The following is a 17,149-nucleotide window of genomic DNA, read 5'->3' on the forward strand; positions in this document are numbered from 1 at the left end:
CGGCAGCACGAGGGAGGAGACGGGATGACACCGGATTCACTGCGGGCCGCGCTGCGGGGCGTACCCGAACCCGACTGGCTCGACGAGGCGCTGCGGCGGGTGGCGGCCGAACCGGCGACGATCGACCGGTTCTTCCCGGCCGCCGGGCGGCGCTGCGGCCGGGCACCGCTGCCCGGGGCTCCCGGCTGGAGCACCGACGAGGCGGCCCGGGCCCTGCTGCTGGCCGCGCTGCCGACCGACCACGCGACCCACGCCGAGATTCGCTACCGGCAGGGCGACGCCGACGAGAAGCGGGCCGTGCTCAAGGCGCTGCCGCTGCTGCCGGTCGGCGCGGCCGGGACGCCGCTGCTGCACGACGCGATCCGCACCAACGACACCCGGCTGCTGGCCGCCGCCCTCGGCCCGTACGCCCGGCACCTCGACCCGGCCGCCTGGCGGCAGGCGGTGCTCAAGTGCGTCTTCACCGGCGTGCCGCTGGCCGTGGTGCACGACCTCGACGCCCGCGCCGACGGCGAACTCGCCGCGATGCTCGCGTCGCTGGCGGCCGAGCGGCAGGCCGCCGGGCGCACCATGCCGGCGGACGCGATCGACCTGCTCACCCGGCTGCGCGAAATCCAGGAGGCCTGATGCGCATCTTCGACCCGCACATCCACATGACCTCGCGGACCACGGACGACTACGAGCGGATGGCCGCCGCCGGCGTCCGGGCGGTGGTGGAGCCGGCGTTCTGGCTCGGCCAGCCCCGCACCAGCCCCGCCTCCTTCGCCGACTACTTCGACTCGCTGGTCGGCTGGGAGCCGTTCCGGGCCGGGCAGTTCGGGATCCGCCACCACGCCACGGTCGCGCTGAACCCGAAGGAGGCCAACGACCCGCGCTGCCGCCCGGTGCTCGACCTGCTGCCGCGCTACCTCGACAAGGACGCCGTGGTGGCGGTCGGCGAGATCGGCTACGACTCGATGACGCCGGAGGAGGACGAGGCGTTCGCCGCCCAGCTCGCCTTGGCCGTGGCCCACGACCTGCCGGCCCTGGTGCACACCCCGCACCGGGACAAGGCCCGGGGCGTCGAACGCAGCCTCGCCGTCGTCGCCGAGTCCGGCGTCGCGCCGGGCCGGGTGGTGCTCGACCACCTCAACGAGGTGACGGTGGGGCTGGTCCGCGACACCGGCTGCTGGCTGGGCTTTTCCATCTATCCCGACACCAAGATGTCCCCGCCGCGCATGGTGGAGCTGCTGCGGGCGTACGGGACCGAGCGGGTGCTGGTCAACTCGGCGGCCGACTGGGGGCGCTCGGACCCGCTGCTCACCCGGGCCACCGGGGAGGCGATGCTGCTGGCCGGCTTCACCGACGACGACGTGGACCGGGTGCTGTGGCGCAACCCGGTCGAGTTCTACGGCCAGTCCGGGCGGCTCGACCTGACGGACCTGGGGCACGCCGCCGCCGACCCGCCGATCGGCACCTGGGCGGGCAACTCGATCCTGCGCGGCGGCAGCTGATGCGGCTGCGGCACGCCGGCGGCGACACCGTCCACCTCGGCTACTGCACGAACGTGCACCCCGCCGAGGACCTCGCCGGCATCCTGCGCCAACTGGACACCCACGCCGTGCCCGTACGCGAGGCGCTCGGCGCCGACCTGCTCGGCCTCGGGCTGTGGCTGGCCGCCCCGGTCGCCGCCGAGCTGGCCGCCGACCCCGCCGCCCGCCGCCGGCTGCGGGCCGCGCTGACCGCCCGGGGGCTGGAGGTGGTCACGCTCAACGGCTTCCCGTACGCGGCCTTCCAGGCGCCCGTGGTCAAGGGCGACGTCTACCACCCCGACTGGACCACGCCCGCGCGGCTCGCGTACACCCTGGACCTGGCCCGGGTGCTCGCCGACCTGCTGCCCGACGACGCGGCCCGGGGCTCGGTCTCCACCCTGCCGCTGGCCTGGCGGCGGCCCTGGGACGCCGCCCGCGCGGACGCCGCCCGCCGCCGGCTCGACCAGCTCGCGGCCGGTCTCGCGGCCGTCGAACGGGCGACCGGTCGCAGCGTCCGGGTCGGGTTCGAGCCGGAGCCGGGCTGCGTGGTGGAGAGCACCGGGCAGGCCGTCGCGGCCCTGTCCGGCGTGGACACCGACCGGCTCGGCGTCTGCCTGGACCTCGCCCACCTCGCCTGCGCCTGGGAGGCGCCGGCCGAGGCGGTGAGCCGGCTGCGTACGGCCGGGCTACCGGTGGTGAAGGTGCAGGTCTCGGCCGCCATCGAGGCGCCCGCCGGGGCGACGCCGGCGCTGCGCCGCTGGGTGGAGCCGCGTTTCCTGCACCAGACCCGGGCGGCCGGCTGCGCGGGGGCGGCCGACCCCGCCGATCCCGCCCACGCCGCCGACGACCTGGACGCCGCCCTGGCCGCGCGGCTGCCCGGCCCGTGGCGGGTGCACTACCACGTGCCGCTGCACGCCCCGCCCGAGCCGCCGCTGGGCTCGACCCTGCCGGTGCTGCGCGCCGCGCTGGCCGCGCTCTACGCCGGGCCGGAGGCGGGCTGCGACCACCTCGACGTCGAGACGTACACCTGGGGGGTGCTGCCGGCCGCGCGGCGCCCGCGCACCGACGCGGAGCTGGCCGCCGGCATCGCCGCGGAGCTGGCCTTCGCCCGCGCCGAGCTGCTCGCCCTGGGCCTGGCGCCGGCGGGCCGGGCGACCCCGGCGACGGCGGAGGTACGGCGATGAGCGAGCGTCAGCGAGTGAATCATCGAAACAGGGCTGATGTGGCTCATGGCGGCGCCGAGCGGAGCGAGGTGACGACATGAGCCGGCGGCTGGTGGTGCTGGACGTGGTGGGGCTGACCCCACGCCTGCTGGCGCACATGCCCCGGCTGCGTGCGGTCGCCGACGCCGGCTTCCGCGCGGAGCTGGGCACCGTGCTGCCCGCGCTGACCTGCCCGGTGCAGTCGACGTTCCTCACCGGGGAGCTCCCGACCGGGCACGGGATCGTCGGCAACGGCTGGTACTTCCGGGACCTCGGCGAGGTGCTGCTCTGGCGGCAGCACCACGCCCTGGTCGGTGGCGAGAAGCTGTGGCAGGCGGCCCGCCGGGTCGAGCCGGGCTTCACTGTGGCCAACGTCTGCTGGTGGTACGCCATGGGCGCCGACGTGGACTGGACGGTCACCCCGCGCCCCGTCTACCGCGCGGACGGGCGCAAGGAGCCGGACTGCTACACCGACCCGCCGGAGCTGCACGACGCCCTCACCGACCGGCTCGGCACCTTCCCGCTGTTCAGCTACTGGGGGCCGGGCGCCGGGCTGGCGTCGTCGGCGTGGATCTGCCGGGCCGCCGAGCGGATCCTCGCCGACCACGCGCCGGACCTGACCCTGGTCTACGTCCCGCACCTCGACTACGACCTGCAACGTCACGGCCCCTCGTCGCCCCGGGCCGCCGCGGCGGCGGCCGAGCTGGACGGGGTGCTCGGGCCGCTGCTGGACGCCGCCCGCGCCCGCGACGCGACCGTGGTGGTGCTCTCCGAGTACGGCATCACCGACGTCTCCCGGCCGGTCGACGTCAACCGGCTGCTGCGCGCCGAGGGGCTGCTGCGGGTGCACACCCAGGCCGGCATGGAGTACCTCGACCCGTGGACCTCGCGGGCCTTCGCGGTGGCCGACCACCAGGTGGCGCACGTCTACGTCCGCGACCCGGCCGACGTGCCGGCGGTGGCGGCGCTCTGCGCGGGGCTGCCCGGGGTGGCCGAGGTGCTCGACGCCGACGGCCGGGCCGCGCACGGGCTGGACCACCCGCGCGCCGGCGAGCTGGTCCTCGTCGCCGAGCCGGACGCCTGGTTCACCTACTACTACTGGCTCGACGACGCCCGCGCGCCCGACTTCGCCCGGCTGGTGGAGATCCACCGGAAGCCGGGTTACGACCCCGCCGAGCTGTTCTTGGACCCGGCCGCGCCGGGTGCGGCGAAGCGGCGGGCCGCCGTGGCGCTGGCCCGCAAGAAGCTCGGGATGCGCTACCTGATGAGCGTGGTGGGGCTGGACGCCGGCGCCCGGGCGGTGCGCGGGTCGCACGGCCGGCTCCCGGCCGACTCCGCCGACGGACCGGTGCTGCTCTGCTCCGATCCGTCCGCAGCCCGGGACCGGGTCGCCGCGACCGAGGTCAAGGCACTCCTGCTAAAGCTGGCGGGGCTGACGCCGGCGTCGGCCGGGTCGTCCGGGGAGGAGGCGTGACCGCCGTCGTCGCCCCGACCGACACGAGCGGGCTGCGGGCCCGGTTCGACGCCGCGCTCGCCGCCTTCCTCGACCGGCAGGGCCGGGACTGGCCGGACGGCGCGCCCCGGGGTGTCTTCACCGCGCTGCACCGGTTCGTGCTGGCCGGCGGCAAGCGGCTGCGTCCGCTCTTCTGCTACTGGGGGTGGCGGGGCGCGGGCGGCCCCGACGGCGCCCCGATCGTGACGGCCGCCGCCGCGTTGGAGCTGTTCCACGCGTTCGCGCTGATCCACGACGACATCCTGGACGGCAGCGACCGCCGCCGGGGCGGGCCGTCGGTGCACCGGCTCTTCGCCGACCTGCACGCCCGCTCGTCCTGGCGCGGCGACCCCGAGGCGTACGGGCGCAACACCGCGCTGCTCTGCGGCGACCTCTGCGCCGCCTGGTCCGACCAGATGTTCCACGAGTGCGGCCTGGACGCGGGGCGGGTGCACCGGGGGTACGCGGTCTACGCGCTGATGCGCACCGAGGTGATCGCGGGGGAGTACCTGGACCTGGTCTCGGGGGTGGGCGACGGCTCGGTGGCGAGCGCGCTGACCGTGGTCCGGATGAAGGCGGCCCGCTACACGGTCACCCGGCCGTTGCAGATCGGGGCGACGCTGGCCGGGGCCGGGCCGGAGCTGCTCGCCGCGCTGGCCGAGTTCGGCGACCCGCTGGGCGATGCGTTCCAACTGCGCGACGACGTGCTGGGGGTCTTCGGCGACCCGACGGTCACCGGCAAGTCGGTCCTGGACGACCTGCGGGAGGGCAAGCCGACGGTGATGATGGCGCTGGCTCGCGGCGCCGCCGACCGGGCGCAGGCCGCGCGGCTGCGGGAGCTGTTCGGCAACCCGGCGCTCGACGGCGACGGCGCCGCCGAGCTGCGGAAGATCATCGAGGGCACCGGGGCCCGCGAGCGGATCGAGGAGATGATCCGGGTGCGCGCGCAGGCCGCCCTGGCGGCCCTGGGGTCCACCCCGGTGACCGTCGAGGCCCGTGCCGCCCTGACCGCCCTCGCCGCCCAGGCCGTCGACCGTCCCCTCTGAGGCGCGCTCCGGCAGGCGGCGACTTTTGACGGGATCGACGAAAGTTGGTGCCGAATCGGCGGAAGGTCTGGACACATCGATACTCGCCATTTAATGTCGGGCCATCACGAATCTGTTTCGTCGAGGTGAACCGGCGGCGCGGGCACCCATCGACTGGTGACCTCCGATCGATGGGGTTCACTCCATCCCTCGCAGGTCGCGGCCAGCCGGGCACGGCACCCCGGCGGGCCGACCGCATCCCCCGCTACGGCATCCGGCGCGACGGCGCGCGCCCGCCCTGGCAGTCACTCGTCAGGAAGGGACGGCACACCCATGTCCACCCAGGACGCCAACACCCCACGGCTCCGACGACGGTTCTCCGCCGCCTCGGCGCTGCTGCTGGCCGCCACCGCCGGCACGGTCGCCCTCGGCGCCGGCCCGGCCACGCTGGGCGGCCCCGGCCCGGCCCAGGCCCACCCCATCGTCGGCACCGACTTCCAGCAGGTCACCCTCGCCAAGGGCGTCGCCGAGGTGGGCGAGCCCATGACGATCGCGGTGCTGCCGGACCGGTCGGTCCTGCACACCGCCCGCAACGGCACCGTCCGGCGTACGGACTCCGCCGGCACCACCTCCGTGATCGGCACGCTGCCGGTCTACACCCATGACGAGGAGGGGTTGCAGGGCGTCGGGGCCGACCCGAACTTCGCCAGCAACCGGCACATCTACCTCTACTACGCGCCGCCGCTGTCCACCCCGGCCGGCGACGCGCCGGCGACCGGCACCGACTTCTCGGCCTGGCAGGGCGTCAACCGGCTCTCCCGGTTCACCCTGAACGCCGACTTCACCATCAACACCGGCAGCAAGGTCGACATCCTCGACGTGCCCGCCGACCGGGGCATATGCTGCCACGTCGGCGGCGACATCGACTTCGACGCCGCCGGCAACCTCTACCTCTCCACCGGCGACGACACCAACCCGTTCGACTCCGCCGGGTACGCGCCCATCGACGAGCGCACCAACCGCAACCCCGCGTACGACGCGCAGCGCAGCGCGGCCAACACCAACGACCTGCGCGGCAAGATCCTGCGGATCAAGGTGAACGCCAACGGCACGTACTCGATCCCGGCGGGCAACATGTTCGTCGACTCGGACGCGCGGACCCGCCCCGAGATCTACGCGATGGGCTTCCGCAACCCGTTCCGGATGAGCGTGGACCGGGCCACGGGCATCGTCTACGTGGGCGACTACGGCCCGGACGCCGGCACCACCAGCGCCCGGGGGCCGAGCGGCCAGGTGGAGTTCAACCGGGTCACCGGGCCCGGCAACTACGGCTGGCCGTACTGCACCGGCACCAACACCGCCACCGAGACGTACGCCGAGTGGGACTTCGCCGCCGGGACCGCCGGGGCGAAGTACAACTGCTCCGGCGGGCCGACCAACAACTCGTTCCGCAACACCGGCCTGCCCACCCTGCCCGGCGCGAAGCCGGCCTGGATCCGGTACGCCGGCGACGCCGGCACCCCGCCCGAGTTCGGCGGCGGCTCCGAGTCGCCGATGGGCGGCCCCGTCTACCGGTACGACGCCGCGCTGAACTCCACCACCAAGTTCCCGCAGTCCTTCGACGGGCAGTTCTTCGCCGGCGAACTCGGCCGGGGCTGGGTCAAGCCGATCCACCTCAACGCCGACGGCAGCCCGGGCGGCATCGACACGTTCCCGTGGAACGGCAAGCAGATCATGGACATGGCGTTCGGGCCCGAGGGCGCGCTCTACATCCTCGACTACGGCACCGGGTACTTCAACGGCGACGCCAACTCGGCGCTCTACCGCTACGACTACATCGCTGGCGGCAACCGGGCGCCGACCGCCGTCGCCGCGGCCGACAAGACCTCCGGCGCCGCCCCGCTGACCGTGAACTTCTCCTCGGCGGGGTCCAGCGATCCCGAGGGCGGGGCGCTCACGTACTCCTGGGCGTTCGGCGACGGCACCAGCTCGACGGCGGCCAACCCCAGCAAGACGTACGCCGTCAACGGCACCTACCAGGTCACCCTGACCGTACGCGACCCCCAGGGCGCCACCGGCACGGCGAACGTGCAGATCGGCGTCGGCAACACCGCGCCCACGGTCACCATCAACAGCCCGGCCAACGGCAAGCTGTTCAGCTACGGGGACACGGTGCCGTTCAGCATCACGGTGACCGACCCGGAGGACCCCGCCATCGACTGCACCAAGGTCAAGATGACGTACGTGCTGGGCCACGACAACCACGGCCACCAGATCACCTCGAAGAACGGCTGCTCCGGCTCGATCACCATCCCCGTCGACGGTGAACACGACGACGCGGCGAACATCTTCGCCGTCTTCGACGCCGAGTACACCGACGCGGGCGGGCTGACCACGCACAAGCAGCACACCCTCCAGCCGCGCAAGCGCCAGGCGGAGCACTTCAAGACCTCCTCCGGCGTCGGCACCTTCGACAAGGGCACCGCCGAGGGCGGCCGGACCGTCGGCGACATCAACAACGGCGACTGGATCGCGTTCGAGCCGTACCGGATCGACGACGCGACCTCGTTCAGCGCCCGGGTCTCCTCGGCCGGCGCCGGCGGCACCCTCCAGGTGCGGGTCGGCTCGCCCACGGGCACCGTGCTCGGCTCCGCGACCGTGCCGGTCACCGGCGCCTGGGACGCGTTCACCACGGTCACCGGCAGCATCTCCGGGGCGCCGGCCAGCACCGGCACGCTCTACCTCACGTTCGCCGGCACGGGCACCGGCGCGCTCTACGACGTGGACACGTTCGCCTTCACCACCGGCTCGGCGGGGGTCCGCACCGGCCCGGTCGTCGGGCTCGGCGGCAAGTGCCTGGACGTACGCAACGCGGCCACCGCCGACGGCACCCAGATCCAGATCTACGGCTGCAACGGCACCGCCGCGCAGACGTGGACGGTGACGCCGAACTCGACGGTCAAGGCGCTGGGCAAGTGCCTGGACATCTCCGGCGGCGCCTCCGCCGACGGCACGAAGATCCAGCTGTACGGCTGCAACGGCACCGGCGCGCAGAACTGGTCGGCCCAGGCGGACGGCACCCTGAAGAACCCGCAGACCGGCAAGTGCCTGGACGTCTCGGGCAACACCCCGACCGACGGCCAGCCCGTGCACCTGTGGACCTGCCACACCGGCGCCAACCAGAAGTGGACCCTGCCCTGACCTGAGAGGAAGGGCCCCTGACGCCTGGTGCGCTGGAAGGGGCCCTTCCTGACACCTGTTGGGAGAGCGACATGCACAGACTCCTCCGACCCGCCCTCGGCGCGGCCACCGCCGTCCTCGCCGTCCTCGCCTGCACCACCCCGGCCACGCCGGCCAGCGCCGCCGACGCCCCGTACGACGTGCTGGTCTTCTCCAAGACCGCCGGCTTCCGGCACGACTCCATCGCGGTCGGCACCCAGGCGATCCGCGACCTCGGCGCGGCCAACAACTTCACCGTCACCGCCACCGAGGACGCCGCCCAGTTCACCACCGCCAACCTGTCCCGCTTCGAGGCGGTGGTCTTCCTCAACACCACCGGCGACGTGCTCGACGGCACGCAGCAGAGCGCCTTCGAGTCGTACATCGGCGCCGGCGGCGGGTACGTCGGCGTGCACGCCGCCGCCGACACCGAGTACGGCTGGTCCTTCTACGGCAACCTGGTCGGGGCGTACTTCGCCTCGCATCCGGCCATCCAGCCGGCCAACGTGAAGGCGGAGAACCGGGCGCACCCGGCCACCGCGCACCTGCCGCAGACCTGGAACCGCACCGACGAGTGGTACAACTACCAGACCAACGCCCGCTCCACGGCCCGGGTGCTGGCCACCCTCGACGAGTCCTCCTACACGGGCGGCTCGATGGGCGCCGACCACCCGCACTCCTGGTGCAAGACCTACAGCGGCGGCCGGTCCTTCTACACGGGCGGCGGGCACACCCAGGCGTCGTACGCCGAGCCGGCCTTCCGCGCCCACCTGCTCGGCGGCATCAGGTACGCGGCCGGCCGGGCCAAGGCCGACTGCCGGCCCGAGACCGGCTACACGCCGCTCTACAACGGCTCCACCACCGGCTGGTCCCAGGCCGGGCCGGGCAGCTTCAGCAACGCCGACGCCACCCTCACCTCGGTCGGCGGGATGGGCCTGTACTGGTACAGCGCGAAGCAGTTCACCAACTACTCGCTGAAGCTGGACTGGCGGCTGGCCGGTGACGACAACTCCGGCGTCTTCATCGGCTTCCCACCGTCGAGCGACCCCTGGTCGGCGGTCAACAACGGCTACGAGGTGCAGATCGACGCCACGGACGCCGCCGACCGCACGACCGGCGCCGTCTACACCTTCAAGTCCGCCGACATCGCCGCCCGCGACGCGGCGCTGAACCCGCCGGGGGAGTGGAACACCTACGAGCTGTTGGTCGAGGGCGAGCGCCTCCAGGTCTTCCTGAACGGCGTGAAGATCAACGACTTCACCAACACCGACCCGGTCCGCTCGCTCGCCGGCCACATCGGGCTCCAGAACCACGGCACCGACGACGACGCCTCGTTCCGCAACATCCGGATCAAGGAACTCGGCGTCAACCCGCCGGTCGGGAACACCGTCCAGGCCGAGGCGTTCAGCTCGGCCTCCGGGGTCTCGCCGTTCACCAAGGCCGGCGCGAACGGCGGGCAGACCCTCGGCCACATCGACCCGGGGGACTGGGCCGCGTACGCCGGGCTCGACCTGACCGGCACGACGTCGCTGCGGGCGCGGGTGGTCTCCGGCGGGCCGGGCGGCACCATCCAGGTGCGTACGGGCTCCGCGACCGGCACCGTCCTCGGCTCGGTGGCGGTGCCCAACACCGGCGGCTGGAACACCTTCGCCGACGTCACGGCCGCCCTCTCCGGTGTGCCGTCCGGCACCGGCACGCTCTACCTGACGTTCACCGGCTCGGGCACGGGGCTCTTCGACGTGGACGACTTCACGCTCGTCAGGTCCGGCGGCGGCGTCGGGCCGATCCGGGGCCTGGGCGGCAAGTGCCTGGACGTACGCAACGGCGCCACGGCCGACGGCACCCAGATCCAGATCTACGGCTGCAACGGGTCCACGGCGCAGACGTGGACGGTGACGCCGAACTCGACGGTGAAGGCGCTGGGAAAGTGCCTGGACGTCTCCGGCGGCGCCTCCGCCGACGGCACGAAGATTCAGTTGTGGACGTGCAACGGCACGGGGGCGCAGAACTGGTCGGCCCAGGCGGACGGCACCCTGAAGAACCCGCAGACCGGCAAGTGCCTGGACGTCTCGGGCAACAACCCGGCCGACGGTCAGGCCGTGCACCTGTGGACCTGCCACACCGGCGCCAACCAGAAGTGGACCCTGCCCTGATCCGCTGGCCCTCCCGTTCCTCCCCGCGGTCCCGCGGTCCGCGCCGGCACGGTGTGCGCACCGGGGACGGACAGCCGCAGGATCGCGGGGACGGGCAGGGCTTTCGTGGGAGGGCCCGGCGGTTCTAGAGTGGGGGCGGCGACCGTGGCGGTTGCCGGTGACCGGCGGGAGGCGCAACCCGGCCGGTTCCAGGTGCCGACGCGCACCCGCCGGTGTTCCGCCGTGGCCCGCCGCGTACCCGGCCCCGCCCGGTCACCCTCGCACCGGTCACGCACCCACGGAATCCCCATGATCACAGGGGAGAAGCACCATGGCGCGACCCATCACGCTCTTCACCGGCCAGTGGGCCGACCTTCCGTTCGACGAGGTCTGCCGGCTCGCCGCCGAGTGGGGCTACGACGGGCTGGAGATCGCCTGTTGGGGCGACCACTTCGAGGTCGACAGGGCACTCGCGGACGACTCGTACGTCGAGCGGAAGCGGGAGACCCTGGCGAAGCACAACCTGGAGGTCTTCGCGATCTCCAACCACCTCGTCGGCCAGGCCGTCTGCGACCACCCGATCGACGAGCGGCACCAGGGCATCCTGCCGGCGCGGATCTGGGGCGACGGCGAGCCGGAGGGGGTACGCCGCCGCGCCGCCGAGGAGATCAAGAACACGGCGCGGGCGGCGGCGAAGCTCGGGGTGGACACCGTCGTCGGCTTCACCGGATCGTCGATCTGGCACACGCTGGCGATGTTCCCGCCGGTGCCGCCGTCGATGATCGAGCGCGGCTACCAGGACTTCGCCGACCGGTGGAACCCGATCCTGGACGTCTTCGACGAGGTCGGGGTGCGGTTCGCCCACGAGGTGCACCCGAGCGAGATCGCGTACGACTACTGGACGACGAAGCGGACGCTGGAGGCGATCGGGCACCGGCCCGCGTTCGGGCTGAACTGGGATCCCTCGCACTTCGTCTGGCAGGAGCTGGACCCGGTGAACTTCATCTTCGACTTCGCCGACCGGATCTACCACGTCGACTGCAAGGACGCGAAGGTACGCACCGGCGACGGGCGTAGGGGCCGGCTCGCCTCGCACCTGCCGTGGGCGGACATGCGGCGCGGCTGGGACTTCGTCTCCACCGGCCACGGCGACGTGCCCTGGGAGGACTGCTTCCGGGCGTTGAACGCGATCGGCTACGCCGGCCCGATCTCGGTCGAGTGGGAGGACGCCGGGATGGACCGCCTCGTCGGCGCCCCGGAGGCGTTGCGGTTCGTCCGCCGGCTCGCCTTCGACGCCCCGGCCGCGGCCTTCGACGCCGCGTTCACCAGCAGGGACTGACCGACCCGAGCACCCGGGCGAGGGCTGCCCGAGCGTGGGTACCCGTCATGGGCGGCGGCCCCCACACCGGCGGCACCGCCGGGCGCCCTCGCTCGTGGGTCCGCACACGAACGGGCCGGTCGCCCTGAGGCGACCGGCCCGTTCGAAGGTGTGATCAGAGGGCGCTGCCGTTGGTACCCGAGCTGGACGGCTTGCTACGGGGCGTGGTGCTGGCCGACCCGGAGGTCGAGGCCGTGCCCGACCCGGTGGCGCTCTTCGCGCCGACCGTGGCCGGCGTGCCGGCGAACGCGTCGTCGGCGGCAGTCAGATCCTGCTTGTGGCCGTTGCTGCCCAGCTTCTCGCCCAGCTTCGACTGGCCGAGCTTGTCCTTGCCCTCGCTGTAGAGGCGGGTCGCCTGGGCCTGCGCGACACCGGCCGCCTCCTGGACGGTCGGGTGGTCGAGCACCTTGCGGCCCCGGATCACCAGCTCCTCGTACTTCTCCCGACCGGCACGGGCGCCCAGGACGAATCCCGCAGCCAGCCCGCCAAGGAACATCATCTTTCCGCGCATGGCGGCTCCTTCCGTACCTGACGCGCCGTCGTCCGACGGTTACCCCGTCGGTGGCGACCAAATCGCGCCTGCCTTCTCTGTCCGCAGCTAACTACCCATCCTGCTCTCCGCTCATACCTCCTTGTGCCGTGATGACGATTTGTCTGGGTTTATTGTCGTGTCGCCCGGGGACGGGGCGGCAGGTAACCCCCTGGACCAACACCCCCCGGAATCCTGTACTCTTGTCCCCGTCGCACGGCACAGCGAGATCGGTGCCGGACGACGTAGCGGTCCCCCGTAGCTCAATTGGCAGAGCAGCCGGCTGTTAACCGGCAGGTTTTTGGTTCGAGTCCAAACGGGGGAGCTTCCACACCAGACGCCCGTCGGCCCTGCCGGCGGGCGTTCGCCGTTGCCGCCCCGCCCCGCTCCGGTCGGGCGGGCGCGATCCGTTTCCCCCACCCCGGGCCCGTTCGCCCGGCAGGATGGTCGATGCCGACCCGGACTCCCGCCGCGTCATCGGTGCGCCGGTCCGTGCGGGTAGGTGTGCGATGCCCGGAAGCGGTCGCCGTGGCGGAAGCCCGCCGCGGGCCGGGCGACCCCGTGCGCGGTCAGCAGGTCCTCCGTCGCCAGCGGCGGTCGCCGACGCCAGCCGACCGCCGGGCACCCGCAGGACGGCGAGGCCCAGGGCGCCGCGCGCCAGGGGCGGGACGGAGAGCGGAAGGGGGCAAGGTGCTCGCTGACACCGACGTGGTCGTGGTCGGCGGCGGCCTGGCCGGGCTCGCCGCGGCCCGGCGGCTGCACCGCGCGGGAGTGCCGTGGCGGCTGCTCGAGGCCGGCGGCCGGCTCGGCGGTCGGGTCGCCACCGACGCCGTCGACGGCTACCTGCTGGACCGGGGCTTCCAGGTGCTCAACACCGCGTACCCCCGGCTCGGCGCCCTGCTCGACGTCGACCGGCTGCGCCTCGGCCACTTCACCTCCGGCGTGCTGGTGCGCAGGGGCGATCGGCTGACCCGCCTGGTGCACCCGCTGCGCGAACCCACCGGCGTGCCCGGCACCGCGCTGGCCGGCGTGGGCTCGCTGCTCGACCGGCTGCGCCTCGCCGCGCTCGCCACCGGCTGCGCCACCCTGCCGAAGGACCGGCTGCTCGCCGCCCCGGAGACCACCAGCCAGACCGCGCTGCGCCGCGCCGGCCTCTCCGACGCGATCATCGAGGAGCTGCTGCGGCCGTTCCTCTCCGGCGTCCTCATCGACCGCGAGCTGGAGACCTCCAGCCACGTGCTGGCGATGGTGCTGCGCTCCTTCGCCCGGGGCCGGATCGGCCTGCCCGCCGAGGGGATGGCCGCGCTGCCCCGCGCCGTCGCCGACCCGCTGCCGGCGGAGCTGATCGACCTGGACACCCCGGTCGCCGAGGTGGCGCCCGGGAGGGTCCGCACCCAGGCCGGCGACATCGCCTGCCGCGCCGTCGTGGTCGCCGTGGACCCGCCGGCGGCGGCCACGCTGCTGCCAGGTCTGCCGGCGGTACGCATGCACAGCTACACCACGTACTACCACAGCACCGGGGAGCCGCCGCTGGACGAGCCGATCCTGCTCGTCGACGGCGACCGGCGGGAGATCGTCGCCAACACGGCGGTGGTCAGCCGGGCCGCGCCCACGTACGCGCCGGACGGGCGGCACCTGGTCGCCACCTCGGTCGTCGGCCCGTCGGCCCCGCCCGAGCCGACCGTACGGGCGGAACTCGCCCGCCTCTACGGCCGCTCGACGGCGGACTGGACCCACCTGACAACGGTCGTCATCCCCGACGCGCTGCCCGCCGCGCCCCCGCCGCAGGGGCGGCTGCGCAAGCCGGTGGCGCTCGGGGAGGGGCTGTTCGTGGCCGGGGACCATCGGGACAGCCCGTCGGTCCAGGGCGCCCTGGCCAGCGGCTGGCGTGCCGCCGGAGCCGTCCTGACGGAGCTGCGTACCGCCTGAACGGAGGGCTGGGCCGCCGATGAAGATCACCTATGATCCTCGCCATGCCCGCCCCCCTCCCGGTGCCCAACTTCGACCCGGCCGCCGCGTTTGCCGAGGTCACGCACCTGCGCGCGGCGCTCGCCGAGGGCGACTGGCCCGGCGTCCGCCGGCTCCTGGAGCCGCTCGACTGGGACGGGCGCACCATGCTCGTACGCGTCGGCGGGGAGGTCGACGGCATCGAGCCGTTCCTCCGCTCGGTGCTCGCGCGGCAACCCGACGACACCCTGGCCGCGACCCTGCTCGCCTCGCACCTGATCGAGGTCGGCTGGAAGATCCGCTCCGACGCCCGGGCCGCGCACGTCAGCCGGGAGCAGTTCGACCAGTTCCACGCCCACCTGCGGCAGGCGGAGCAGTTGCTCATCGACGTCTGCGCACGCGACCCGGGCAACGTGGCGGCCTGGCAACTGCGGCTGCCCACCGCGATGGGCCTGCAACTCGGCCAGGCCGAGGCCCGCCGCCGCTACGACCGACTGGTCGCGTACGCGCCGCACCACCTCTCCGCGCAGACCTCGCTGCTCCAGCAGTACTGCCCGAAGTGGAGCGGCAACTGGGAGAAGGCGTTCGCCTTCGCCCGCGAGTGCATGCTGGCCGCACCCGAGGGCGCCCCCAACGGGGTGCTGGTCGCCGAGGCGCACCTGGAACGCTGGGTCGACTGCGACACCTCGGCGCAGCGCACCCAGTACCTGCGCGACCCGCAGGTCGCCAGGGACGTCCGGGAGGCCGCCGAACGCTCGGTGCTGCACCCGGCCTTCCAGCACCGGCCCGGCTGGGTGTCCGTCCGCTCCGTCTTCGCGCTGATGCTCAGCCGGTTGGAGATGTGGGACGCCGCCCGCGCCCAGTTCGAGGCGCTCGGCAACCTCGGCAGCGAGTACCCCTGGTCCTACCTCGGCGGGGCCAAGGGATACGTCAGGTACCGCGCCGAGGCGTACGAGAAGGGTCGCCCGCGATGATCCAGGAGCTGGACGTGGACGGGGTGCCCACGCTGCTCGCCCCCACCGGCGGGCCGATGCGCGCCGGGCTGACCTTCCGGGTCGGCACCGCCGACGAGACGCTCGCCCGCAGCGGCATCACCCACCTGCTGGAACACCTCGCGCTGGCCCCCCTCGGGCTGGCCGACTACCACGTCAACGGCGCCACCGGGCCGGTGTTCACCACGTTCCACATGCAGGGCTCCGCGCAGGACATCGCCACCTTCCTCACCTCGGTCTGCGCCAACCTGACCGAGCTGCCGACCGGCCGCCTGGACGTGGAGAAGGAGATCCTGCGTACCGAGCACAGCAGCCGGGGCACGGCCGCCGCCGACGACATCCCGCTGTGGCGGCACGGCGCCCGCGACTTCGGCCTCATCAGCTACCCGGAGTGGGGGCTGGGCGCGCTCACCGCCGACGACCTGCGGCAGTGGGCGGCCCGCTGGTTCACCCGGGAGAACGCGGTGCTGTGGATCGCCGGGAAGGCCGTGCCCGCCGGGCTGCGGCTGGCGCTGCCATCGGGCGTACGGCGGCCGGTGCCGGCGGCGTCGTCGGCGCTGCCGCGGACCCCCGCGTACTTCGTCAGCGGCTCGCGGGCGGTGGTGCTGGACGCCCTCGTGCGGCGCCGGACCGCCGCGAGCGTCTTCGCCGGGGTGCTGGAGCGCGAGCTGTACCGGGCGCTGCGCCAGGACGGCGGGCTCTCCTACCAGACCACGGCGGGCTACGAGCCGCGCGGCGACGGCCACGCGACGCTGCGGGCGCTCGCCGACGCGCTGCCGGAGAAGCAGGACGCCGTGCTGGGCGGCTTCGTCGACACGCTCGCCAAGCTGCGGGTCGGCCGGATCGATCAGGCCGACCTCGACGCCGTCGTGGCGAAGCGGGAGGATTTCCTCGGCACCGCCGAGGTGGACGCGGCGCGGCTGCCGTCGTACGCCTTCAACGTGCTCACCGGGGAGCGCAACCTCACGGTCGACGAGCACCGGGCCGAGCTGAAGGCCGTCGACATCGACGACGTGCACGAGGTGGCCCGCGAGGCGCTGGCCACCGCGCTGCTCATGGTGCCCGAGGGCCACCGGGCCGACTGGGCCGGCTTCGCCGAGGCACCGACGCGCTCGGCCGACACGGTGACCGGCACCGCCTACCGGGAGAAGGAGGGCGACGGCGAGCTGCACGTCGGGGTCGACGGGGTGAGCTGGCACGGCCACGGCGGCCCACTCACCGTGCGGTACGCCGACTGCGCCCTGATGCTCGCCTGGCCCGACGGCGCCCGGCAGCTCATCGGCGACGACGCCATCTCGATGCGCATCGAACCGACCATGTTCGACCTGCACCCCGGCGCGATCCGGGTCATCGACTCCCAGGTGCCGGCCGACCGGCAGGTGGTCATGCCGGCCCGCGACCCGGACCGCATCCCGCAGCCACGGGCCGCGACGACCGCCGGCGGACGGCGGGAGCCGGCGCAGCGCTCCTGGTGGGAGATCCCGCTGATGGTCGTCAGCGGCCTCGCCGCGCTGACGATCGGCGGCGGAACCTTCCTGCTCACCCTCGGCATGTTCGTCACCGAGACCGCCGAGAGCGACAAGGGCTGGCTGTGGGGCACCATCGCGGTGGGCTGGCTGCTCACTGTTATCCTCGCGTTGCCCATCGTGCTGCTGCGCCGAAGACGCCGATGAGCGACGGCGCCGTTTCGTGCTGGCCGGTGATCCACCGGGCGGGATAAAC

12 protein-coding genes and 1 tRNA gene are annotated in these 17,149 nt (G+C 73.6%); 12 read left to right on the forward strand and 1 reads right to left on the reverse strand.

The annotated features are described in order from the left end of the window. Positions 1–24 precede the first annotated feature (24 nt). The 8 genes from ACGFIG_RS11265 to ACGFIG_RS11300 all read left to right on the forward strand — a co-directional run bounded on the left by ACGFIG_RS11265 (position 25) and on the right by ACGFIG_RS11300 (position 11,920). Positions 25–627, forward strand: coding sequence for an EboA domain-containing protein (locus tag ACGFIG_RS11265; protein ID WP_393001641.1), 603 nt, complete (start codon positions 25–27; stop codon positions 625–627). After that, complete coding sequence (locus tag ACGFIG_RS11270) at positions 627–1,493, forward strand: TatD family hydrolase (RefSeq protein WP_393001643.1); 867 nt, start codon at positions 627–629, stop codon at positions 1,491–1,493. The genes ACGFIG_RS11265 and ACGFIG_RS11270 overlap by 1 nt, the downstream gene beginning before the upstream one ends. Further along, on the forward strand, positions 1,493–2,695 hold the full coding sequence (eboE, locus tag ACGFIG_RS11275) for a metabolite traffic protein EboE (RefSeq protein WP_393001645.1): 1,203 nt from the start codon (positions 1,493–1,495) through the stop codon (positions 2,693–2,695). The genes ACGFIG_RS11270 and eboE overlap by 1 nt, the downstream gene beginning before the upstream one ends. A 76-nt stretch (positions 2,696–2,771) precedes the next feature. Next, positions 2,772–4,187, forward strand: coding sequence for an alkaline phosphatase family protein (locus ACGFIG_RS11280; RefSeq protein ID WP_393001647.1), 1,416 nt, complete (start codon positions 2,772–2,774; stop codon positions 4,185–4,187). Beyond that, a complete protein-coding gene (locus ACGFIG_RS11285; RefSeq protein ID WP_393001649.1) occupies positions 4,184–5,251 on the forward strand; it encodes a polyprenyl synthetase family protein in 1,068 nt (355 codons plus the stop codon). Before ACGFIG_RS11280 ends, ACGFIG_RS11285 begins: the two co-directional genes overlap by 4 nt. Positions 5,252–5,563: 312 nt before the next feature. Next, positions 5,564–8,431, forward strand: a complete 2,868-nt coding sequence (locus tag ACGFIG_RS11290) for a PQQ-dependent sugar dehydrogenase (RefSeq protein WP_393001651.1) — start codon at positions 5,564–5,566, stop codon at positions 8,429–8,431. A 71-nt stretch (positions 8,432–8,502) separates the two neighbouring features. Continuing rightward, positions 8,503–10,602, forward strand: coding sequence for a ThuA domain-containing protein (locus tag ACGFIG_RS11295; protein ID WP_393001653.1), 2,100 nt, complete (start codon positions 8,503–8,505; stop codon positions 10,600–10,602). 310 nt (positions 10,603–10,912) lie between these two features. Beyond that, on the forward strand, positions 10,913–11,920 hold the full coding sequence (locus tag ACGFIG_RS11300; protein WP_393001655.1) for a sugar phosphate isomerase/epimerase family protein: 1,008 nt from the start codon (positions 10,913–10,915) through the stop codon (positions 11,918–11,920). 154 nt (positions 11,921–12,074) lie between these two features. On the opposite strand, the gene ACGFIG_RS11305 is transcribed toward ACGFIG_RS11300, so the two are convergent. Then, positions 12,075–12,470: a hypothetical protein gene (locus ACGFIG_RS11305; protein ID WP_393001657.1), complete on the reverse strand. Its 396-nt coding sequence runs from the start codon at positions 12,468–12,470 to the stop codon at positions 12,075–12,077. Positions 12,471–12,740: 270 nt separating this feature from the next. Here ACGFIG_RS11305 and ACGFIG_RS11310 point away from each other — a divergent pair. The 4 genes from ACGFIG_RS11310 to ACGFIG_RS11325 all read left to right on the forward strand — a co-directional run bounded on the left by ACGFIG_RS11310 (position 12,741) and on the right by ACGFIG_RS11325 (position 17,100). Further along, a tRNA-Asn gene (locus ACGFIG_RS11310) sits at positions 12,741–12,813 on the forward strand. 365 nt (positions 12,814–13,178) lie between these two features. Then, positions 13,179–14,417, forward strand: a complete 1,239-nt coding sequence (locus ACGFIG_RS11315) for an NAD(P)/FAD-dependent oxidoreductase (RefSeq protein WP_393001659.1) — start codon at positions 13,179–13,181, stop codon at positions 14,415–14,417. Positions 14,418–14,461: 44 nt separating this feature from the next. Then, positions 14,462–15,409 carry a hypothetical protein gene (locus tag ACGFIG_RS11320; RefSeq protein ID WP_393001661.1) on the forward strand — a complete coding sequence of 316 codons (948 nt, stop codon included), beginning with the start codon at positions 14,462–14,464 and terminating at the stop codon, positions 15,407–15,409. Then, on the forward strand, positions 15,406–17,100 hold the full coding sequence (locus ACGFIG_RS11325) for a M16 family metallopeptidase (RefSeq protein ID WP_393001663.1): 1,695 nt from the start codon (positions 15,406–15,408) through the stop codon (positions 17,098–17,100). Before ACGFIG_RS11320 ends, ACGFIG_RS11325 begins: the two co-directional genes overlap by 4 nt. The last annotated feature ends 49 nt before the right edge of the window (positions 17,101–17,149 follow it).

The sequence above is a fragment of the Micromonospora sp. NPDC049048 genome (genome assembly GCF_043197615.1).
Classification (GTDB): Bacteria; Actinomycetota; Actinomycetes; order Mycobacteriales; family Micromonosporaceae; genus Micromonospora.